The following is a 20,265-nucleotide window of genomic DNA, read 5'->3' as shown; positions in this document are numbered from 1 at the left end:
ACCATCTAGCAGATGGGCGATTTAAGAATTATGTTACCGAACTCCATGATACTTATGCATCAACCTGCCTTAACCTAGCTGAACCGCGCAGCCCTCTCCAGCTCAGCCTGTGGCTTTATATTTCTGGAAGGCCTTCTCCGCTGCGGCTTTAGCTAACCGCTTAATTTCCGATAGGCTCTCCTGCGTTGGGCTCCCATACACCGGAATCGGCGGACCTGCCAACTCAAAACCCAGCGCTGTCAGTTCAGAGGCGATTTTTCGGGTTGCTTCCCCGCTCCAGCCGAAGCTGCCAAAGGTAGCTGCTATGCGGTCAGCGTATTTTTTGACTTTCAGCATGTTTAGGAAGTCGGCGACTTTGGGGAAGATTTCATGCTCATAGGTGGAGGAACCAACGATTAAGGCGGGTGCTTCAACTAGGGCGGTTAGGGCATCAACTGCTTTATCTTCGGAAAGATTAAAAATCTCAACTGTTCCACCTGCCTCCGCCACGCCCTCCTCTACGGCGCCCAAGCATCGCCCCGTAAAGCCATACATCGAGCCGTAAACAACCACCACCTTTCTCTTGAAGCTGCCCCGGCTCCAGTTTGCCCAGTCAGCAAGCTTCTGCTTTGCAGTCTGGTTGAAGACTGGCCCATGGCTTGGCGCTAACACATCAAATTCCAAACCCAGTTTGCTGAATTTTTCTATGGCTTTAAGCACCCATTCACGTTGCCCATTAAAGACCGAAGCAAAATACTTCTGTGAACATGAGCAAACGTCCTGTTTGTCAACTATATCTGATTCAAATACTGCGCCATCCGGCAGAACGTTGAAGGCTCCAAAGGCGTCGCAGCAAAATAGGATTTTGTCTTCGGGGAGGTAGGTGCTCATAGTTTCGGGCCAATGCAGCCACGGCGTCTGGATGAACCGGAGGGTTTTGTCGCCCAGTGGGAGGGTCATGTCATCTCCTTTGGTGAGGATAGCGGCGGGGTCGTTTTGGTAGAATTTCTTGAAGATGATTTGTGCCATTGGGGTGTAGATGACTTTGATGTTGGGCGCCCTCTTGAGGAGTTGGGGGATGGCGCTGGTGTGGTCGGGTTCCATGTGGTTGATGATTAAGTAGTCTATTTTGGAGATGTCGAGGACTTGGCTGATTTTCTCAAAGTGCTCCTGAGCTTTTCTTTCGTGGACGCAGTCGATAAGCGCGGTTTTCTCTCTGCCCACCACCAAGTAAGAGTTGTATGATACGCCTTCGGGGATGGACCAGAGGCCCTCGAATAGTTTAATGTCCGAGTCGTTGACGCCTACCCAGTAAACGTTCGGAGACAAAACAAAAGGTTTAGCAGACATGGAAATCCCATTCTAGATGCTCGGCGGTAGAGATATTTCTTTTTAAAATGCAGCTACCAAAAGGCAACGTTCAGAAATAATAGACACAAAGAGCATACCGGAAGGTTTGCTGATTAGAAATACGTAAGAACTTTAAGGGGCAAAGCAGCCGTGTTCTTATGACTACCACAGGCGACGTTGCCAAGGGCATTCTGATCTTTTTCTGCGGTTGCTTCCTGCTGGCCGCAATGGGTCAAGCGAAGAGCGGACAAACAGTTATGGCAGCGTTCATGCTGGCAATTTTCTTGCTGCTGCTGTCCTATGTCACCTACGGATACGTTAAGGATAAACAAAGAAAGCCAAAACCTACGCTAAGCAGCAGTGTAAGGGATTTGGGTTATTCTTTTACTTGAACCATGAGGCGAAAAACCCATTCGTTCGGCGGTTTCTGTTCCTGCCAATTTATGAATTCTTCAAAGGCGCTGTTTACCCAGCCATGCACACCTTTCTTTACACCGAGTGGTCCATAGCCGCTGGCTTCAACCCACATGAAAAGTTTCTTCCAATCTTCGCTTAAGCTAAACAAGCCTACACCGTCTAAAACCGCGTATAATCCACCCGGGACTTCCCCCACTATAGGTTGGACCTTAAGCTTGCCCTTATCTTCTACAGTTAGATAATATTCGTATCCGTGGGGTTCAGGCTGGTCGGTGGGGTAAATGTTTCTGCCAAACAAACGCCCACCCAAACCACCGCTGATTTTCAATTGGGTTATTTTGGAAAGCGCTTCTTCCTCGGGGTTTTGGCTTAACGAGTAAACGTATGCTGCGTGCATGGGGTTTAAGCGCAGAAGTTTTGGTGTTTTCTCCAAGCCTAATCGCCAATCAGATGGGGTATAGTTGACCTTATAGCGTTTGCTGGATTCAAGTGCAAAATCTATAATTGCCCTCGAAGACTATGCCAATAACATGGAAAACCGTTTAAACGCTGACCTCATCGCGCCCTGCGGCATGAACTGCGGCGTCTGCAAAGCCTACCTTGCCTACTCTCGGGGCGTGCCCAAAAAGAAGGGCGAAGTGTCGCATTGCAGCGGCTGCCGTGAAAGAAACAAGAACTGCGCATTCCTAAAGCGGGACTGCGAGAAAATTCGGAAGCAGCAAATCAGTTCATGTCATCTATGCACCGATATGCCCTGCGCGAGGTTAACCCACTTAGACGAGCATTACCGTCTACGCTATAGCATGAGTATGGTTGAAAACCTCAAGGCAATCAGGGATAAGGGCATGGAGGCGTTCCTTGAAAGCCAAGCTGAGAAGTATCGTTGCCCAAGCTGCGGCGACGTGGTTTCGGTGCATGACGGAAAATGCTATGTTTGCGGTTATCAGGGAGAAAAACCCCAAAAGAAAGTCAGTAAGGCTCAGTGGGATAAGGCTCGTTGGGTGCCAAACCGGAAATAGCCTCTTGCGCTGAGGAAAACCGCTGGCGCCTGCTTTTTCCTGTTTAGCTGTATGTCTTGAGTTGTTGCTTGAGTGTCAATACATAGATTTATATGGCTTGATTTATTGTCTAACCCTGAATAGGTGCCAGGCTTATTGACTAGAGTGGTTCTCTTGCAGACTGATTGCCAATTGGCTCTCCAAGATACTCAGAGAGCATCAGAGCAAGTTGAGCATCTCTGTTTAGACGACGTGTTGATTCTCAGTGGTCACCAACCCACGCTTCTTCCCTACCCCGGGTTCTTTTACCGCATGTTCCACTCAAACATCATGGATATCTGCCCCTACGACCCACTTAGCCGACATAGCGACCGCTTCGTGCACCGCGTCAAAATCGGAACGGACAACCAATGGCGATGGCTAACTCTGCCCATCGAAGCCTCCGCCGGCTGCGCCATTAAGGACGCAAAACTAAAAGCGCATTTGATGCCTAGCCGCTGGGCGGAACTTGAACGGGTATACGGCAAGTACCCCCTTTGGAGCACCTACCGTGAAGATTTAAAGGAGGTTTTCTTTAGCTACAGCCGCCTCTGGGAGCTTAATCTGCGTCTGATAATATGGATGCGGGATCTTTTAGGCATCAAAACATACCTTTCCATTTCCTACGGCAGCGAGGGCTCTGACACCACCGAGCGGATAGCTTCTCAGTTTAGCCGTTATGGTTCTGTTGTTTACCTCGCGGGTAAAGGCAGCCTCGAATACCTTGATGTACAAAAATATGAGCGATTAACCCATTCTACAACCGCCGTAGTCACCTACACTCCACCCGCTCCTTACGCTACGGTTTCGATGCTTACCCCGATTATGAAGTATCCCGCTGACAAGGTTCTTGAGGTCCTAAACATCCGCCGGGAACCCATAAAAGTGATTATTAACGGCACCGAATACAGCGCCAACTACCTGAACAGCTAAAAACGCATATTTTTGTGACTAGTGTTATTTGCGTGTTATCCCTTGTTTTATTCTTTTGAACTTTTGAAGATCAAGAGGTCATGGTTTACGCCGCTTCTTTTCTCTTGGGTGGTCACTGGTATCTTTCTAAATCTGGTAAAGCGGTATCTTATTATCGGCTTTTGCTGGGAATAAGCTTTTATAAACAAAACTCAACGTTAGCCTGAGTGACTAAAATGAATCGTGTTATCTCTTCAAAAGATGAATACGAGTTTTTCTTGGAAGCAGACCGTTTAGCCCTTGGTGACACTCTTCATGGACGTAAAAAACCAAAACTAGTAGGAGACGACATCTGGAAATTCCAGCGTGCTCTCCGTAAAGCTGAATACTACAATAACTGCAAAAAGGGCTTCCTCTCTAAACTGTACTTTCAGTGGCTTCGCTATAGGCTTTACCATTTAAGCATGAAACTGCACTTCTACATTCCGTTAAATGTCTGCGGCCCCGGTTTATCCATAGCTCAATACACTGGGCCAATCGTTATCAACCAATCTGCCTCGATAGGTGAAAACTGCAGAATCTCAATGGGGGTTTTAGTGGGTCGCTCACCGAAAGATGAACAAGCCCCTAAGATAGGCAACCATGTTTTCATAGGGCCTAACGCTGTGGTGGTTGGCCCGATTACGATAGCTAACGGAATAGCTATAGGCGCAAACGCCTATGTATCCAAATCTTTTCTGGAGCCGGGAATAACCATAGCTGGAGTGCCCGCTAGAAAAGTGCTCAGTCACGGTTCAGAACTAATCACCAAAGAAGCATCGCTAACAATTCTGGCGCGATAATTCCTCAAAAACCCTTTCGGACAGCCAAAGCGGACACTCAGCGATTTAATAAATCGCCAATTAAGCGCCGATTAACTTTAGGAAAATAGCTTTTGCCGAGTACAGCCGATTCTCCGCCTGCTGATAAATAACTGATTTTGCGTTACTGATGGCTTCGGCGCTGATTTCGTAGCCGCGGTGGATGGGCATATCATGCATGATGTAGGGGTCGCAGCCGCTGAGCAGCTTTAAGTTGATTTGGTAGGGCATCATGAGTTTGATGCGCTTCTCCTTTTCCGATTCGAATTTGGGGTCAGTGAAGAATTCCATGTCGATCCATGTGTCGGTGTAAACGAAGTCTGCGTCTGAAACCGCCGCCTTCACATCCAACGTTGACTCCCACAGCCCAGTTTTTTTTGCGGCAGCCAGCAACTCTTCGTCTCGTGCTGCCTCATTGAAAATCGGGGTAACAGTGGTCAGTTTCACGCCTGTTTTGGTGCAGGCTTCAATTAAGCTGTTAGTGACGTTGTTGTGCACGCCGATGTAAACCAGCTTTGCCCCCTCCAGTTTGCCATGTTTCTCTTTGATGGTGATGAGGTCGGCGAGGGCTTGGCTGGGATGGTACATGTCGTCGCAGCCGTTAACCACGGGCACCTTAGAAGCCGCCGCCATCTTTTGGAGGTCCCTGTTGTAGAGCAAACGTGCCATTATGCAGTCCACGTTACGACTTAAGTACTGCATTTCGTCGCCGATGTCTGCTAAGGTAAAGTTGGTGCTTCTCCAGTCGATGAAAAGCCCATGTCCCCCCAGCTGCGTCATGGCAACCTCGAAGCTGACGCGGGTGCGGGTGCTTGTTTTCTGGAAAATCAGCGCTGCCGATTTGCCTTCGAAGGTTTTAAGGTACTTTTTGGGGTTCTGTTTGGTTTGTATGCCTAAATCAACGAGGTCTAGGAGGTCTTTGCCTTGGAGTTGCTTGAAGTTGAGCAGATGCATCTTTTATGCGCCTCTATTAGGGTCAATCGGGCATTCAATAATAAGCTTTATGGCAGCTTCCATTTGCAGTTGACCCAAACAGCTTTTTTAGCTGTAAGTGTATAGATACTTGGATGTGCCTGATGTGATATTACTTGTTCATTCAAGCCTTGACCCCGCAGGAGTAAACATCGCTAAAACCATCCTTACCCAGTACAACTTCACCCGAACCCCTCAGACCTACCAGAAAAGCCCCATCTACCAAGCCACAATCAACAACCACCCCGTAACCTTCATCACCCTTGAAGAGGAAACCGTCAATGCCCAGTATCTCCAAACTGATTTTCCCAAAGCTGACCTATGCGTTTTTCTCTCGCGCCACAGCAGCCAAAGCGGCAAACCCACCCTCTCCGTCCATACAACAGGTAACTTTGGCGACGCTGAACTGGGCGGCTTATCAAAAACCCTCTCGATGGCGCCTGCCACGGCGATGCAGACCGCCCTTAAAGCCCTCGTCCACTACAAAGATCCCCTCAACGTTTTCCAATACGAAGTTTCCTACGAGTGCACCCACCATGGCCCCAGCTTGGATTTGCCCACGATGTTTGTGGAGCTGGGCAGCTCTGAGGCTCAGTGGGGGGATGTCAAAGCGGCGGAGGCGGTGGCTCATAGCGCCATGACGGCAGTTGCCACCTTCACCGAGGCTGCTTCTCCAGTGGCTTTAGGTATAGGCGGAACCCATTACAACCAGAAGTTCACGCTTATGGCGCTTATGGGGCAAGCCGCGTTTGGGCATATGGTTCCCAAGCATGCTGTTTCCAGGATCGACGAGGATATGCTGCGGCAATGCATAGATAAAACCAGTGGACACGTGTGTTTAGCAGTGCTTGACTGGAAGGGCATTCTGAGCGAAGATAAACCTGGGCTTCTATCGGCTTTGGAGGCAGCGGGGCTGCCGTACCAGAAAATATAAGCCCCCTCAAGTACGCCTGTTTGGGAAGCTTTAAAAGTGGGGGCACCGTAGTTTTTTAAACCTAAACATTACAGCAATGTTTATTATAGCTGATGAAATCTTGAGTGTGCGGTAAATATGGGTATAAAATCTTGGCTAACGCAGGCGGCAAGGACGTTAAAGCTAGCTGTGAAACCGGACCGCGAAGAACTCTGGTTATCCATAAAAATTAGTTTCTTAGGTATCGGCGCTATTGGTTTAATCGGCTTTATAATAAAGTTATTATCGTTCGCTTTAGGCGGCGCAACAGGATAGAAGGAATAGGCGTCATGGATAAAAAAGAAGAGCTCTCACAGGTAAAGATTTTCGCAGTGAAAACCACCACAGGTCAAGAACGCAACGTGGCACGGCTTATTGCCTCAAAGGTAGAAATGACCCATATACCCATCAAGGCTCTTCTGGTCCCCGACACCCTCAAAGGCTATGTTTTCATAGAGGCAGACGGACCGCACCTAGTTGAGGAAGCCATCTCAGGAGTCAGGCATGTTCGCAGCCGAATTCCGGGGCTAATCAGCTTTAACGAAATTGAACGCTACATCGTCCGCAAACCCGTCATGGAGGACCTCAATGAAGACGACGTCGTCGAAATCACCGGTGGACCCTTCAAAGGAATGCGCGCGAAAATCACAAGACTCGACAAATCTAAAGGCGAAGTTACCTTGGAGTTGCTTGAGGCAACCTTCACTTTGCCCATTACAGTCCATTCAGACTATGTAAAACTCGTAGAAAAAGCAAAAGCATAAGGAGAAAACAAACATGCCAGAAAAGAAAGTTGTAGAAGTAATCGTTAGCGGCGGACAAGCCAACGCCGGTCCCCCGTTGGGTCCAGCTTTGGGTCCTTTAGGCGTCAACGTCATGGCGATTGTCAACAAAATCAACGAAGTCACCAAGGAATACGCTGGAATGAAGGTTCCAGTCAAGGTCAGTGTTGACACCGAAGATAAAACCTTCGAGGTAACCGTGGGCACCCCCACTTCATCCGCCCTCATCGTCGCTGAACTGAAAATCGAGAAGGGCTCCGGAACTCCCAACACCGTTAAAGCAGGCGACCTCACGATGGAGCAGATTCTTAAAATCGCCAAAATCAAGAGTCCCCAGCTTTTGGCTTCGAACATTAAGGATGCAGCCAAAGAGCTATTGGGTACCTGCGTGAGCATCGGCGTTACCGTTGAAGGCAAAGACCCCCGAGATGTCCAGAAAGAAATCGACGCTGGCAACTATGATAACCTATTTGGTAGCGACTAATGTTGGGCGAATATTTTTATAATGGGTTTCTTATCCCCTATTGGCACGAGGCTTAAAAATGCCCCTAGACAACAAGACTATATCTGAAGCGATAAAACAGGCAAAATCTCAAGCTGGAGACAAAAAATTCAACCAGACCATAGACCTGATTCTGGACATTCAGGAAATCGACATGAAGGCGCCAGAAGGTAAAATCCAAGAGGTTGTTGAGCTTCCGCACGACACCCTTAAACCAAATAAGGTCTGCGTTATTGCTTCAGGCGAGTTTGCCCTCAAAGCGAAGAACTCTCAAGCTGACCATGTTATAGAACGCGCCGATCTTGATGCGTTAAACGGCAAAAAGAAGGAACTGCGTAAAATCGCATCCACCTACGACGTCTTCATATCTGAAGCGCCTCTGATGCCTCTGGTCGGTAGGATTTTGGGTCCCGTTCTGGGTCCAAGAGGCAAAATGCCTGTTCCTGTTCCACCTAACGCCGACATCGCTGCGTTGATTGGTAAGCACCGCAAAACGGTGGTTGTCCGCATGCGTAACCAACCCATCATTCAGGTGTCTGTTGGTTCTCAGAAGATGAGCGACGAGGACCTGACCGACAACACCATGGTTGTTCTCCGTATGCTGGATGGAAAACTTAAACGTGGCCTCAAAAACGTAAAGTACGCGTTCATCAAGACCAGCATGGGTGAACCCGTCAAAATTAAACCATAAACAGAGAAGAAGAATCATGCCGTCCCAACAAGTATTAGATGAAAAAGCAAGCGAAGTAGAAGCCATTAAAGACATCTTTAAGGAATACAAATCCGTTGGCATCGCCAGCCTCCAGAAGGTCCGCGCTTCACAGCTGCAGGAACTCAAGAAATCGATGCACGGACAAGTTTACCTGCGCGTCCTCAAGAACACACTAATTAAAATCGCCATCGAAGAACTCAACCAATCTGAACTCAAGAAGCTCGAGGAATACTTGGAGGGATCAAACGTTTTCCTCTTCACCGACCTTAACCCCTTCAAGCTTGCGTTGCTTTTGGAACGCGGCAAAGTAAAAACCACCGCTAAAGCCGGCGACATAGCCGCAGACGATGTGGTTATTCCCGCAAGCAACACCGGTCAACCTCCAGGACCAGTCATCAGTCAACTTAACGCAGTCGGGTTACCTACACGCATCGAAAACGGTAGCGTCTGGGTCAGCAAAGACACGTTGGTTGTCCGCAGAGGCGAACCCATCAACGAGCGTTTGGCAGGTGTCCTCTCGAAGCTGGGCATAAAAGCCGTTGAATTAGGCATATCCATGCGCGCGGTCTTCGATAACGGATTAATGATCACCGGCGACCAACTCAAGGTTGACGTTGCAGCCACCCGCAGACAGGTGGAGTCCAGCAACCAGGAAGCCTTCGCTTTGGCGCTTAGCGTCGGTTACCCATGCAAAGACACAATCAAGCCACTGCTCCAGCAGGCACACCAGAAAGCAGTCTCGCTCTCCGTGGGCGCAGCCATCCCAACTAAAGAAACCATCGGTGACCTCATCCGCAAAGCCAACGCAGAAGCATCCTGCATCAACCAGAAAGTTAAGCCAGCAGCTTAACCCACCCCTTTCCTTTTCTTAAAAATTGAGTTAGCCCGATCGGGCTTACGCCATTTTTATCTCTTAACCTTTAGATACATACATAGCCTCGTTTTGCTATAGCCGGGTGTCTACAGGATTGATTAACAGTTGCGTTTTCTACGGAACAAAGAAGAAAGCTGTGTCTGTGCATCAAGTGTTAGTCTAAGTGCTCATGTTCATGCTCGTGTTCATGTTCATGTTCATGGGTATGGTCATGGTTGTGGCGGCTGGCACGCCATGCTTTGCCCACTATCGCCGAAACTAAAGCAACCACCAGAAAAGTCACCGCAGTCAAGAATAGGTCTCCGCCTGTAAGGAACCAGACCAGAACCGCTGCCAACACTGCGATTGGAAAAGCAAGTAGGAAACCGATGACGACAATCACGACTAACCCAACGATTATCAGTGCGATAAGTATCCACAGCAAAGTAGCGGGGTCAGTAGGTATCACTATCTGAAGGGTTGATAAGAAATCCAAAATAACATCCCTAAAAAAGATAAGTTGGGAGGTTATTTAATGGTTTGCATCCTGTATTGACCGCCAATAGGGCAGAGGCTAAATTTGCCTGTCGAGGCGGTGGCGGTAGCATTCGTAGTCAGTGATTTTGCGCACGTAGTCCTCGCACATAAGCGGTGAAGAAATCAAGAAGTCCGCTGAACTGCGATTACACGCCACCGGGATATTCCAGACCACGGCTACCCGCAGAAGAGCTTTTACGTCGGGGTCATGGGGCAACTGTGCAAGGGGATCCCAGAAGAAAATCAGGAAATCAATGTCGCCGTCTGCTATGCGTGCGCCAACCTGCATGTCGCCGCCCAAGGGGCCTGACTCTAAAATGTTAATGCTGAGCCCAAGCTCCCTTTGCAGCATCGTGCCTGTGGTGCCTGTTGCGTAGAGCTCATGTTTCTGGAGCGTGCCCAAGTTATATTTTGCCCACTGCAGCATGTCCTCTTTTTTGTTGTCGTGGGCGATTAGGGCGATGCGTTTTCTGGTTTTAATCAGGGCGGTCTTAACCAAGTGTTGTCTCCTCTTGATACGCGTCTGGCAAGCGGCTTTAATATGTTGCGTTGTCCTACAGGTGCCTGCAGGCTGCTTTTGGGAATAAAAGTTATTACCGCCGGCTGCCTAGCGGAACCTGGGGAGAATACTTCACATGGGGGCAATCAAAAGTTTAGCCCAGGGCTTTCTAGTCGCCACCGGCATCGTCTGGATATTCAATGTGGCTGCGCTTATCCGCGGCGGAGACGCCTGGCTGGGCCTGCTTTACCTGCTGATTCTGATTCTTGCAGCCTCCAGCATAGCCCTCCTCAAACTCCGCCCACAGGCACATCCAGAAAAAGCTGACCCTCACCGCTGGCATAACCTGCTTTTTGCCTTCCAAGGCGCCGCGTTGGCGTTCTGGAGCCTGGATTTGATAACTACCTTCTACGCCATCAACGTCACAGGCCTTGCCATCGAGCTTAACCCGCTGGGCTGGCCCCTGGGCATCCTGGGTGCGCTGGCATTTTATGGTCCCGTGTTGGCGTTCTCCTATGTGCTGCTTTTTCGGCTAAAAGAAAAAATTTCACTCATCGCCGCTGTGCCGCTGACGGCTTTGACGCTTTGGATGGCGTCGATGAATCTGGTGGCGGGCGCCCAGAACTTCCAGGTTTTCGTGGACACTGCTGCTTTAGCGGTGGATGTGCGGTTTGGGTTGCTTGCCGTAGTTGTTGTGTTGGATTTTGTTGTTCCTTTAACCATAAAGCGCCTGTTTTCTGCATCTAAGCCCTATCTGGCTCTGCAAGCTACTTAGGGGGGTTTGCTGCTGTGACGGCTCTAATTAGGCGAGTAAAGAGCGGCAGAACAACTATCATTGAGCCAATCACAACTATGGCTGTTAAAGCCAAGAATTCCGTGCCCACGATACCCGTTGCTACCCCTTCGTAGGCGATGATAAAGGACATTTCCGCTCTCACCGCAAGCCCGACTGTTACTGCCCACAACGTTTTATTTCTGTATCCTGCTAATCGGCCGCCAATCCATCCGCCGCCGAATCTGGCTGCAAGCGCCACTGCCAAAATTAGAAGGCCAACTGGAAGCATCACGAGGATGCCTGCGGGGCTAATCACCAACCCAATGCTGGTGAAGAAAACCGCCGCGAAGATTTCCTTCATCATGGAGAGTCTGTTTGCCAGTTTCTCGCCTATTTTCGCGTGGGGGATAATTGCGCCCATGATGAATGCTCCAGTTACTGCTGCTAATCCGACTTGTGTGGCGACAAAAGCCAGCATTAACCCCAAGCCCAGCAGAACCGCGAATAAGACTTCATCTGATAGGACGCGTTCGAATCGTTTGATTATCAGCGGAAAAACTTTGCTGCCTATGTAGATTGATACGAAGATAAACAGGGTAGCAATGACGCCTACTCGCAGCAGACTGGCGGTTGAGAACGTGTTTTCCGTGATGATTCCCAGCACCACGGTTAGGATAAGGATGCCCTCTATGTCATCGAGGATAACTGCCGTTATCAGTGTTGACCCCACTTTTGAATCTACGGCGCCCTCGGAGCTGAGAACCGCGGCTATCACGCTGGTTCCGCTGGGTGCTAATACGGCTCCTAAAAGGATGGCGGCTTGCCAGGTCCACCCCAGCGCCAACCCGATTCCAAATCCCAGGACGATTGATAGAATCACCCCGATGGTGGTAAGCAGGAAGGCTTTGCTGCCTACCTTCCAAAAGGCTGCAGCATCAAACTCTAAACCCGTGACAAAGAGGATTAAAATCGAACCCAACGCTGCTAATATGTTAATTACTGTCAAGTCCGTTACAAGCCCCAATCCTCCCGGGCCCCCAATGAAGAGTCCGACTAAGATGGCGCCGATTACCCCGGGGAGTCTAAGCTTCTTGAATAGCTCTGAGCCGAGGGAAGAAATAACAATTAACAACCCAACCTCGAACAGGATAAAGAAAGCTGGGTCTGTTGCCATACCCTAAGAGCGGCAATTAAGTAATTTATGTGTTTCTTTAGGCTAAGATAAACGCTTAGTCATAACGTAGGCGTCTTCGCCGTCACTGTAGTAGCCGTTAATGGTGCGGGTAATCTCAAAGCCCAAATTCTTATACAGGGTAATCGCGGCGTCGTTGGTTACGCGGACCTCCAGAAAACCCTGCTTAGCTTTATAGTACTCCATACCCTGCAGCGCCCGATTAATCAGAGCCTTCGCCACGCCCTTGCGTCTTGCCTGCGGCATAACCGCGATGGAAACCACATGTCCCTTGCGGACCAAGCCGCCGAAGCCGAAGTTAGATAAGCCCACTTCTATGCGGCACATGATGTAGCCTACGATTTTGCCGTTCTCCTCCGCCACAATGAAGGTTTCGGGGAAGCGCTGGTGGAGGTCAACGAAAAAGAAGTCTGTGTAGTTCTCGGGGAGGCAGACGCGGTTGATTTGCATGACGCCTTGCAGGTCGTCTGGGCCGAATTTGCGGAGGGTAAAGGTTTCTTGCATCGTTTCGCCTTGCCTAACAGGATTTATATGTTGAAACTTAAAGGTTACGCTTAACGCAGGCAACATACAGGCGGCATACACCATGCGGCGGTGAGTTTAAGCTTTGCCTTCCTCGGGGGCTTTAAACACGGCAAGGGTGTAGCTGCCCTGCGGCATCGCCCAAACCCTCGAAGCCGACCCCGCAATCTTGAAAGCCTCGCCTAAGGCGTCGTTGACGGCCCGTGCGGTTTTTAGCTTGAAGATGCTGGTGGCGTAGTAATCCGGCAGCGAGGAAACCAGGATTATGGGGTGATTCTGCAGCGCCTTAAGCAGGTAGTAGGCTTTGTGTCCCCCCATCACGAAGTTGCGTTTAACCTCGCGCTCCATGGCTTTGATGTCGGGCAGCTTAATCATCCAGTCATAGAAAACCTGGTTGCCATGTCCCTCGGGGCACTCCGCCACAAGAATTATGACGCCGCCCCGCTTCACCGCATCCAACGCGTTATCGAGTCCCTTGTAGGCCTGGTAGAGGTTAATGTCGGCTGGGTGCCCGCCTGCGCTGACCACAACGATGTCGGCGCGTCGATCCACCGTGACGCGGTACATCTCATCCACCAGCTTAGTAGCCTCCAGAAAGGCGGCTTCTAAGTCGCCGGCGAATGCCCGCACGATCTCGCCCTTCTTGTTCTCCACCACGTTAACGATGAAATCCACCTTCGCCAGCCGCGCCGCCTCCATCATATCAACATGCACAGGGTTATCCTCAAGGTTGCCTGTTTTGGCAGCAGCAGAAAGCAGCAGGGCATGGTTCTGCTTGATGGTTTCCTGGCTGCAAACCGCGGGCAGCAGGCTCTTTCTGCCTCCCCCATAACCCGCATAGTAATGGTAATTCACATCGCCCAGCAGCACCTTAACGTCGGCTTCCGCGAAAACCCGGTTAACGTAGACCTTGTTGCCGTAGGTTTTGGTGGTGCCCACATACACGGCGTCCTCGCCGGTGCAGCAGTGGCTCACCGTTTTGACGCGTCTTAGGGCTTCTTCGCCTAGCAGCTCCTTGGCTTCCTCGGCTGTGACGGCGCGGTGGGTTCCGCAGCCAAAAATTACTGTGACGTTCTCGTCTTTGACGCCTGCCAAGTTAAGCTCCGATAGCACAGGCAGCAGCATCCGCTCGCTGGGGGCTTTGCGGGTGTGGTCATCCACGACGATGGCGACTTTAGAGTCAGCCGTGGCGATTTCCGATAGGCGCTTGGCGCCGATAGGTTCATGCAGGGCCCGTTCTATTTCGGCTTTCTGGTCCGGCGCCGCAGCGGTCTCTTTAGGCTCGATGGTTCCGAGCAGGTTGCGGGCTGGGACACGTACGCACACGTCGGTTTTTCCGTAGGGTAACCAAACATCAACCATGACAAGTCACACTGGCAGTTTAGATGTACTCGGCGCAAGAAACTATTAAGCCTTATCAAAGCAACAGTGCGCTGTATGTAAATAAAGCCTCAAGTAAAACGGTAGCCCTGTGCCTCTAAAATTCTCAGGTAATCTTGTGCTGAAAGTGGGCAATTAACCAAATCAGCGAACTGTCTTTTTTCCAGTTTAACCTGGAGTGACATCATATGCAGCAGATACTCATCCAACTCGGTTTTTCCATGGCTTACTTTTGTGCGGATTGAAGTTTTTTTACCGCTGACGTGTAAAACAAAGTAGGTGTGGTCGCCCTCAGATTGGAGGAAACCCTTCTTTTTTAGGCTGCTGATTACTTCTCTTGCCTTAAGAGTTGCCATGCAAGCAACGCCTAAGATTTAACGCGGCTTAGTATCTTACTCTTGAGGTCTCTTGCATCAGCCGTTAACTTTTCGTCACTTTCTAATGCATATTCGCTGTAGATGAAGCGTATTTCATCCTCGAAGCTTCTTATGCAGTCCTGCAAGTTAGGGGACATTACAACGATGCCGAAATCCCTGTTCGTACAAGAATACACTTTACCCTCTGAAGAAACATCGGCGACTATAGCCTCGGTAAACTTGAGGGTTTTACCCTTCACCCTGATGCTTTTAAACTCTACTTTCCCGACTCGTGGGGTCTTCGCTTTTTTGGCGCCCTGAGAAACAATAACGTCATCAAACGTCAGCAAATTTGGCTTCATACTATTCATCCGCAGCTAAGATAAACATCAGTTAATCAGTGATTTCCATATTTAACACTTCTTGCACTATTCAGCAAACCCAACGCTGCCGTCTTTGGGGTAATACACAATGCCCTCGGCAACCTCCACCTCGGTGACCGTCTTGTTGCCCCTGCATTCCTCAGCGGCATCCTCGATTTTCTGCTTAAGCGCAGCCACCTCCGCATCTGACTTGCCCCGAAGACTCAGCTCCGCAAGCAGTTCCTCTTTAGAGTGGGTGCCCACCATCTTGCGTCGTAGCGCGCCGCCCATCATTTTGCGGTAGCTGTAGCCCTCGTAGAGGAAGGGTGCGCCGGAGAAGCCCATGCCCCGCAGTGCCTCCGCCACCGCAGAGGGCAGCACCGTCCAGTCGGGGTAAGCCAAATACTCGTACGGTTCGGGTATGTCGCCTTTGCGTTTGGGCTTAGGGGTTCTCCAGACCCATGGTGCATGGTCGGGGAATTCGCCTGCCTCCTCGGATTCGGGTTCCGCCATGGATTTTATCATGCCTTCCTGCGGCTCAAACACGTCGCCTTTGCGGAGCAGATAACGCACGGCGGCTTGGTCGGGGACCTTTTCGGTTTCAACCATGCCTAGCCCGTTTGTTTTCTGCTGTTTTTGGATCCATGCGAGGGTTTCTTTGCTGCGTTCCGTGATTGGTTTCTCCGCCATTCTTTTCCATCCTCTGCTGTGTGTTAGATTTGTTTGTTGGGACATAAATTTCTTTTAGTCTGTTTGGCCGTGCGCTTCTGCGGCTGTTTTTTGGTGCTTTGGGCGCTGTGTTTCTGTGGTTTGCCTTCTTATTAGTGGGAAATGCTAAAGTGTATTGTGAAAACATATTGAAAATAAACAATCGCTGTCTGGGTTGTTAAAATTTAACGGTAAGTATTTATAGTGTAATGAACTAAACTTTCGCTAAGATAGTTGCCTAGGAACTGGGCAAGAGGGATGAATTCGGCTTAACTGGCTCCATCCGGAGTCACTTGCGCCTTCCATCTCCGACCCGCCAGTCTGCCCCTTCTTAGGCTACTATCACTTTAGCGAACCTTCCGCTTTCTATATATTTAAGAATTGTTGACATGAACCTGACTAGAAACCTTGGGAATGCAAACCACAGCATCACCGCGCAAATAGTCAAAAATGATAGCAAAACCGCAAAAAACCCCCTCTTCCACTGGAACCTCAACACCATTTTTTGCCAAGCTCCTCGCATAGGACATACTGCGCTTGCTTGAGCAGGCAAACCTCCAGACCTGTGGATTTCTTCCGAACCCGAAATGTGAGTGTTCGGTGTACTTTTCGCCCAGCTACAGCACCACCATAACTGCGCGGTATCTACCCTGATAGCGGTTGCTGTTGCCCTATTTTATCTGGCTGCCCCTGTTTGGGCGATGGGGATGTGCCTGAAAGTTGCTAAGTGTGCTTGTTTTTCCTAAAATATGCAGCCAGCCCAATAGTCACGAGTGCGATTGCTACAGCTGTGGCTGCAAGTAATGTTGTGTGGAAGGTTTGCGTTTGGTCGGAGGATGCTGATTCCGTCAAGGTTTCTTGGTCATCGGAGCCTCCATAATCGGCAGGGAGGTATTTTTCGTTGACCGCAAGAATTTTGGCATAATTCGGTTCCGTTCCCCCCATCAAGAAAAAGGTATCATTAAATACTGCAACTGCCGCGTCGATTCGCGGTGAAAGCATAGAGACACCTTGAGTCCAAATGTTGCGGGCTGGATCATAGATTTGGGTTAAATCAAAATTAGTCCCTCCACTGAAGAAATATAACCGTGTGATCGTCGTTTCCGTTGTGGCGCCTGCCGCACTCTGATAAACCGAGTCGGGTGGTGGGCTTGCGGAGGTCCAGGTGTCTGTTTTAGGATCAAATATTTGGGTGATATTATCGTTTATGCAGTATATTTTATCGTTGTAAACGACTGAAGAAAACTTGCTCTGATGGATTGGCATCGGTGACATATTTGACCAAGAGTCCGTCAGGGGATCATAAACCTCCATAGAATTGATAAGTTCAAAATTGGGAAAAGTAAATCCCCCCGTAACGTAGATTTTATTTTCCACGACATTTGTCTGTATATTGCTTCGAGGTGTAGGCATAGGCGACATAGTCTGCCAAGTATTAGTTGCGGGGTCGTAGACTTCATTTATGTTGGTCACTCCAGTGACTTCAAGGATATTTGAAAAGGGAACAAGTCCGGATTTGTTGGCGCCTCCAATAACATAAATCTTATTTTGGCAAACTGCTATTCCGAAAAACGACCGCGGGGTAGGCATCGATGCCTGAATAGTCCAGCTGTCGCTTGATGGGTTATACATCTGATTTGTCCCAGTTAATTTCCATTTTTCATCGTAACCGCCGATAGCGTATATCTTTTCATTGCAAACTGCTGCGCCTAAACCGGAGGAAGCAATAGGCATCTGCGCTTTAGTTTCCCATGAGTCATCCGATGTAGCCGCAGTTACAGGGTTGAAAATCATCGTGCAAGGAACTATAAGAACTATGGCAAGCAAAAGAACGCCTATTCTTCTCATCAACTCACCAATCTTCTAATCTCAGTTTGCAGATATATATTTTACTATTTGATGTATTAAATGCGATGTATGTAGTATTGAATGTTGTTCAAAAATATAATTGTTTTTCTGAACGAATTATTAGTAAAATATAAAAGCGACATGCGCAATCTTGACTTGTAGAACCTTGCTTGTTTGCTTTCAATAAGCGCATGAAGTGATAAAGAATGACGAAAAAAACCCGACTTATAATGTCGATAATTGTTCTTTCAATCCTTTCCTCGATTGTAGTTACATCTATTCCAAGTGTTAAAGCAGCAGAGCCTACAAGTCAACAAAAGACAATTCTAACTTTAGAAAATGTTCTGGGCGTTGACTTATCACACTATAATATCTCAACATCACTATATTCTAGTGACTTGTATCAGGGGAATCTTCCTCAAGATACTGTCTATACAATTTTGAGTAGCCCAAGCAGCAATCTGGATACACGCTGTACTTTCGTAAAAGGCTCATTGCAAATGATTTATGTTTCAACTAACGAGGGTTCGCCCTCAGCAAAATTGCATGGCGCCGATACTATCACGATGGCACGGGACTTTCTCAGCAATTACCAAGTCCAAACTGGTAACTCTTTCTACCAAGAATTAAGCAGTATGATAGTAAAAGAGGATATAAATACAAATACATCAAAAATTTCCCAAAATATCAAGCTAAACATAACATCTGTATCAGAAGGTATGACCTTTAGATGGACATACGTGTGCAACGGCATAGAAGCGCCGAACAAATGCGTTGCCCTGCGTTATGAGAATGGCTTCCTCAAATATTTCATTGACAACTGGAACCTATACCCTATAAGCAACACAAAAATAACTCTCTCTGAATCAGAAGCAATAGAAATTGCGATTTCTAAAGTTAAGCTTTACTCGCCCGATAGTTCGCAACCAGGAACCATCGGCGGGATAAAATTTAATGTAACCAACGGCATGATAGTGGAGAAACTCTTTGCTCCGTCCATATATGTAGATGCTGACAAAGCACGCGGTCAAGACGCTCTTGAGCTTTATCCAATGTATCACGTTTGGGTGTGCCTGGATAAATTTTACCCTGGTTACGTTTATGGCTTTAACGTTTATGTCTGGGCAGACACAAAGGAAGTCTGCTATATTCATCAAAGAATTTCAACAATGGAGCCACCGACTGGACTACTTCCTTTTGCAGGCAATGAAAACGCATCAACAGAGCAACCCGAGGCCTTAACAAGTGAAGGTGCCTTCATATTGGCATTACCTCTAATAGCGCTCACTGTATTTACAGGAGTTTTTCTTTCGTCAGTATCAGCCTATGTTCTCCTTGAGAAAAAACCATTTTCTTTTAAAGGACTGACTAAGTTAAGACGTTTTAAAATTAGTAGGTTATTGCTTTGTCTCTTAGTACTTTCCCCTCTTCTGGTTACTGTAATCTCGGAGCCAGTCATGGGTGCTACAGGTGGTGCAAGTGTTTGGGGTTCTGAAAGCTCAGCCTCAAGAAATCCGCCCAATACAGGCGAAAGCTGGCGCAAATCAAATGATGAAGTTGGTGCCCAACAATGCCTTGCCTTATACATCGCAAGTCTGTTTACAAACAACAGCTACAATTTCCCCGGTCCAGAAATAGATAATCAAGGAGTACAGAATTCAGGCTCAAATAAAGATGCAATTCTGAGCAAAATAACCTATCTTGCTTCCAACTATCCTCAGATGGCAGTAGTTGACTTTGACCACGGAGTCGGCAACATAGTAAACGGTGAATTCCATTATATGATAGAAGACCAGCGAGGAACTTTTACAACAACAACTTTTCATCCCGAGCCCGCAGACCACCCTGAGTATGGGGTATATGATCAAGAAATTTATAATCATACAACCGACAACACATTCTTCGCCTTCATAAATACCTGCTTGTCAGCAAGAATCGACCAGTGGGTTGATACATACCATGGAATTGAGTATCCAGTGATGGGCGAAGGAGGATTTGTAAACGGTACTCATGCACAGGGTATGCCGTTCGCTTGGATGCACAAGGCAGTAGTAAGTAACCCTTCGGCTAATGAAATGAGCAGCGATGGTTATCATGCATACACAAAAGATAATGGGCCTGACTGCTACATTGGCTTCCCAATGGGTTCTGCTGCCTTAAATGAGACAGTTGAAAACTGCGGTTATCAATATTGGTATTGGGTGAGTCGCTTTTTCTACCATGCTTTGGCGGAAGACAATACAATACACAACGCATTAGACCTAGCCACACATGACGCGTTCAGTGGAGACACGGATTTTGATGAATCCTCACTGTGGAATGGCTTCACATCTTTATGGCCGACTTATAGAGATGGCGAATGGCATAATTCAACAACTGGAGAAAATAGCCGTATGGCCGTTTATGGAAATGCCGATATAAAACTCTATCAGCCCCGTGTGAATTTTTCTGCTTTCTGCGATACGTCTGGTCATGAAAATGATGTTTTATATCCTCAGTTCACCGTGGGCGGTGAAACGCATTATTGTGGAAATCAGAGGTTAATCGGTAAAACCTACTCTGTCAGCGTTGAGTCGTTGCATAACTATGCTTTCAGTTATTTTTCATTTAATGGTCAGAATTATGCTCAGGGGAATATTCCGCTGACTTCTGATGGGAATTTGGTTGCGCATTACACCTGGGATCCAGTTTACTATAATTTGTCAATTTCTTCTAGCGGTTCAGGTAGTACTTCGCTGTCTGGGGTTCAATCTTGTCT

Annotated in this window: 24 protein-coding genes; 12 read left to right on the top strand and 12 right to left on the bottom strand. The window is 48.3% G+C overall.

Going from position 1 to position 20,265, the window contains the following annotated elements; genetic code table 11:
- Positions 1-102: 102 nt before the first annotated feature.
- Positions 103-1,329: an FprA family A-type flavoprotein gene (locus NWE93_12590; GenBank protein MCW4001067.1), complete on the bottom strand. Its 1,227-nt coding sequence runs from the start codon at positions 1,327-1,329 to the stop codon at positions 103-105.
- Between the two features lie 158 nt (positions 1,330-1,487).
- On the opposite strand from NWE93_12590, the gene NWE93_12585 reads away from it, so the two are divergent.
- The gene (locus tag NWE93_12585; protein MCW4001066.1) at positions 1,488-1,721 is read left to right on the top strand and encodes a hypothetical protein; all 234 of its coding nucleotides are present in this window, start codon (positions 1,488-1,490) and stop codon (positions 1,719-1,721) included.
- Here the strand turns inward: NWE93_12585 and NWE93_12580 are convergent.
- Positions 1,706-2,179 (bottom strand): GyrI-like domain-containing protein, encoded by a 474-nt coding sequence (locus NWE93_12580; protein MCW4001065.1) that lies wholly within the window; start codon positions 2,177-2,179, stop codon positions 1,706-1,708. The two genes, NWE93_12585 and NWE93_12580, sit on opposite strands and share 16 nt — an antisense overlap.
- 97 nt (positions 2,180-2,276) lie before the next feature.
- Between NWE93_12580 and NWE93_12575 the strand changes: the two genes are divergently transcribed.
- The 3 genes from NWE93_12575 to NWE93_12565 all read left to right on the top strand — a co-directional run bounded on the left by NWE93_12575 (position 2,277) and on the right by NWE93_12565 (position 4,537).
- Positions 2,277-2,765, top strand: a complete 489-nt coding sequence (locus NWE93_12575; protein ID MCW4001064.1) for a DUF3795 domain-containing protein — start codon at positions 2,277-2,279, stop codon at positions 2,763-2,765.
- 153 nt (positions 2,766-2,918) lie between these two features.
- Entirely contained in the window at positions 2,919-3,716 is a 798-nt protein-coding gene (locus tag NWE93_12570; GenBank protein MCW4001063.1) for a WbqC family protein, read from the top strand.
- A 215-nt stretch (positions 3,717-3,931) separates the two neighbouring features.
- On the top strand, positions 3,932-4,537 hold the full coding sequence (locus NWE93_12565; protein MCW4001062.1) for a serine acetyltransferase: 606 nt from the start codon (positions 3,932-3,934) through the stop codon (positions 4,535-4,537).
- A gap of 60 nt (positions 4,538-4,597) precedes the next feature.
- Here NWE93_12565 and NWE93_12560 read toward each other — a convergent pair whose 3' ends face one another.
- Positions 4,598-5,509 carry an ornithine carbamoyltransferase gene (locus NWE93_12560; GenBank protein ID MCW4001061.1) on the bottom strand — a complete coding sequence of 304 codons (912 nt, stop codon included), beginning with the start codon at positions 5,507-5,509 and terminating at the stop codon, positions 4,598-4,600.
- 115 nt (positions 5,510-5,624) lie between these two features.
- On the opposite strand from NWE93_12560, the gene NWE93_12555 reads away from it, so the two are divergent.
- From NWE93_12555 to NWE93_12530, 6 genes are all read left to right on the top strand, one after another.
- A complete protein-coding gene (locus tag NWE93_12555) occupies positions 5,625-6,461 on the top strand; it encodes a D-aminoacyl-tRNA deacylase (GenBank protein ID MCW4001060.1) in 837 nt (278 codons plus the stop codon).
- A gap of 117 nt (positions 6,462-6,578) precedes the next feature.
- A complete protein-coding gene (locus tag NWE93_12550; GenBank protein ID MCW4001059.1) occupies positions 6,579-6,755 on the top strand; it encodes a protein translocase SEC61 complex subunit gamma in 177 nt (58 codons plus the stop codon).
- Positions 6,756-6,769: 14 nt separating this feature from the next.
- Positions 6,770-7,243, top strand: a complete 474-nt coding sequence (locus NWE93_12545; protein ID MCW4001058.1) for a transcription elongation factor Spt5 — start codon at positions 6,770-6,772, stop codon at positions 7,241-7,243.
- A gap of 13 nt (positions 7,244-7,256) precedes the next feature.
- Complete coding sequence (locus NWE93_12540) at positions 7,257-7,745, top strand: 50S ribosomal protein L11 (GenBank protein ID MCW4001057.1); 489 nt, start codon at positions 7,257-7,259, stop codon at positions 7,743-7,745.
- Positions 7,746-7,803: 58 nt separating this feature from the next.
- A complete protein-coding gene (locus NWE93_12535; GenBank protein ID MCW4001056.1) occupies positions 7,804-8,454 on the top strand; it encodes a 50S ribosomal protein L1 in 651 nt (216 codons plus the stop codon).
- A 16-nt stretch (positions 8,455-8,470) separates the two neighbouring features.
- Positions 8,471-9,325 (top strand): 50S ribosomal protein L10, encoded by an 855-nt coding sequence (locus tag NWE93_12530; GenBank protein ID MCW4001055.1) that lies wholly within the window; start codon positions 8,471-8,473, stop codon positions 9,323-9,325.
- 178 nt (positions 9,326-9,503) lie between these two features.
- On the opposite strand, the gene NWE93_12525 is transcribed toward NWE93_12530, so the two are convergent.
- The gene (locus NWE93_12525; protein ID MCW4001054.1) at positions 9,504-9,824 is read right to left on the bottom strand and encodes a hypothetical protein; all 321 of its coding nucleotides are present in this window, start codon (positions 9,822-9,824) and stop codon (positions 9,504-9,506) included.
- Between the two features lie 78 nt (positions 9,825-9,902).
- On the bottom strand, positions 9,903-10,364 hold the full coding sequence (locus NWE93_12520; protein ID MCW4001053.1) for a methylglyoxal synthase: 462 nt from the start codon (positions 10,362-10,364) through the stop codon (positions 9,903-9,905).
- Between the two features lie 136 nt (positions 10,365-10,500).
- Between NWE93_12520 and NWE93_12515 the strand changes: the two genes are divergently transcribed.
- The gene (locus NWE93_12515; protein ID MCW4001052.1) at positions 10,501-11,139 is read left to right on the top strand and encodes a hypothetical protein; all 639 of its coding nucleotides are present in this window, start codon (positions 10,501-10,503) and stop codon (positions 11,137-11,139) included.
- On the opposite strand, the gene NWE93_12510 is transcribed toward NWE93_12515, so the two are convergent.
- The 7 genes from NWE93_12510 to NWE93_12480 form a co-directional block, all read right to left on the bottom strand.
- Positions 11,132-12,313, bottom strand: coding sequence for a cation:proton antiporter (locus tag NWE93_12510; protein ID MCW4001051.1), 1,182 nt, complete (start codon positions 12,311-12,313; stop codon positions 11,132-11,134). The two genes, NWE93_12515 and NWE93_12510, sit on opposite strands and share 8 nt — an antisense overlap.
- A gap of 42 nt (positions 12,314-12,355) precedes the next feature.
- Positions 12,356-12,835, bottom strand: coding sequence for a GNAT family N-acetyltransferase (locus NWE93_12505; GenBank protein ID MCW4001050.1), 480 nt, complete (start codon positions 12,833-12,835; stop codon positions 12,356-12,358).
- A 96-nt stretch (positions 12,836-12,931) separates the two neighbouring features.
- Positions 12,932-14,215: a nickel-dependent lactate racemase gene (larA, locus tag NWE93_12500; GenBank protein MCW4001049.1), complete on the bottom strand. Its 1,284-nt coding sequence runs from the start codon at positions 14,213-14,215 to the stop codon at positions 12,932-12,934.
- An 89-nt stretch (positions 14,216-14,304) separates the two neighbouring features.
- Positions 14,305-14,589, bottom strand: coding sequence for a hypothetical protein (locus NWE93_12495; protein MCW4001048.1), 285 nt, complete (start codon positions 14,587-14,589; stop codon positions 14,305-14,307).
- Positions 14,590-14,600: 11 nt separating this feature from the next.
- Complete coding sequence (locus tag NWE93_12490) at positions 14,601-14,951, bottom strand: hypothetical protein (protein ID MCW4001047.1); 351 nt, start codon at positions 14,949-14,951, stop codon at positions 14,601-14,603.
- A 66-nt stretch (positions 14,952-15,017) separates the two neighbouring features.
- Positions 15,018-15,641, bottom strand: a complete 624-nt coding sequence (locus NWE93_12485; protein ID MCW4001046.1) for a hypothetical protein — start codon at positions 15,639-15,641, stop codon at positions 15,018-15,020.
- Between the two features lie 741 nt (positions 15,642-16,382).
- Positions 16,383-17,507: a hypothetical protein gene (locus NWE93_12480; protein MCW4001045.1), complete on the bottom strand. Its 1,125-nt coding sequence runs from the start codon at positions 17,505-17,507 to the stop codon at positions 16,383-16,385.
- A 206-nt stretch (positions 17,508-17,713) separates the two neighbouring features.
- Between NWE93_12480 and NWE93_12475 the strand changes: the two genes are divergently transcribed.
- Positions 17,714-20,265 (top strand): hypothetical protein (locus tag NWE93_12475; protein MCW4001044.1); only part of this gene is annotated, 2,552 nt, incomplete at its 3' end.

Source organism: Candidatus Bathyarchaeota archaeon, from assembly GCA_026014735.1.
Lineage (GTDB): Archaea > Thermoproteota > Bathyarchaeia > Bathyarchaeales > Bathycorpusculaceae > Bathycorpusculum.
This window is presented reverse-complemented; position numbering and strand designations above follow the sequence as displayed.

Bases quoted from the DNA above. Each gene is read 5' to 3' on its own strand.
- NWE93_12590 (MCW4001067.1), bottom strand. From the start codon at position 1,329: ATGTCTGCTAAACCTTTTGTTTTGTCTCCGAACGTTTACTGGGTAGGC.
- NWE93_12585 (MCW4001066.1), top strand. From the start codon at position 1,488: ATGACTACCACAGGCGACGTTGCCAAGGGCATTCTGATCTTTTTCTGC.
- NWE93_12575 (MCW4001064.1), top strand. From the start codon at position 2,277: ATGGAAAACCGTTTAAACGCTGACCTCATCGCGCCCTGCGGCATGAAC.
- NWE93_12565 (MCW4001062.1), top strand. From the start codon at position 3,932: ATGAATCGTGTTATCTCTTCAAAAGATGAATACGAGTTTTTCTTGGAA.
- NWE93_12560 (MCW4001061.1), bottom strand. From the start codon at position 5,509: ATGCATCTGCTCAACTTCAAGCAACTCCAAGGCAAAGACCTCCTAGAC.
- NWE93_12550 (MCW4001059.1), top strand. From the start codon at position 6,579: ATGGGTATAAAATCTTGGCTAACGCAGGCGGCAAGGACGTTAAAGCTA.
- NWE93_12545 (MCW4001058.1), top strand. From the start codon at position 6,770: ATGGATAAAAAAGAAGAGCTCTCACAGGTAAAGATTTTCGCAGTGAAA.
- NWE93_12540 (MCW4001057.1), top strand. From the start codon at position 7,257: ATGCCAGAAAAGAAAGTTGTAGAAGTAATCGTTAGCGGCGGACAAGCC.
- NWE93_12535 (MCW4001056.1), top strand. From the start codon at position 7,804: ATGCCCCTAGACAACAAGACTATATCTGAAGCGATAAAACAGGCAAAA.
- NWE93_12530 (MCW4001055.1), top strand. From the start codon at position 8,471: ATGCCGTCCCAACAAGTATTAGATGAAAAAGCAAGCGAAGTAGAAGCC.
- NWE93_12515 (MCW4001052.1), top strand. From the start codon at position 10,501: ATGGGGGCAATCAAAAGTTTAGCCCAGGGCTTTCTAGTCGCCACCGGC.
- NWE93_12510 (MCW4001051.1), bottom strand. From the start codon at position 12,313: ATGGCAACAGACCCAGCTTTCTTTATCCTGTTCGAGGTTGGGTTGTTA.
- NWE93_12505 (MCW4001050.1), bottom strand. From the start codon at position 12,835: ATGCAAGAAACCTTTACCCTCCGCAAATTCGGCCCAGACGACCTGCAA.
- larA (MCW4001049.1), bottom strand. From the start codon at position 14,215: ATGGTTGATGTTTGGTTACCCTACGGAAAAACCGACGTGTGCGTACGT.
- NWE93_12495 (MCW4001048.1), bottom strand. From the start codon at position 14,589: ATGGCAACTCTTAAGGCAAGAGAAGTAATCAGCAGCCTAAAAAAGAAG.
- NWE93_12490 (MCW4001047.1), bottom strand. From the start codon at position 14,951: ATGAAGCCAAATTTGCTGACGTTTGATGACGTTATTGTTTCTCAGGGC.
- NWE93_12485 (MCW4001046.1), bottom strand. From the start codon at position 15,641: ATGGCGGAGAAACCAATCACGGAACGCAGCAAAGAAACCCTCGCATGG.
- NWE93_12480 (MCW4001045.1), bottom strand. From the start codon at position 17,507: ATGAGAAGAATAGGCGTTCTTTTGCTTGCCATAGTTCTTATAGTTCCT.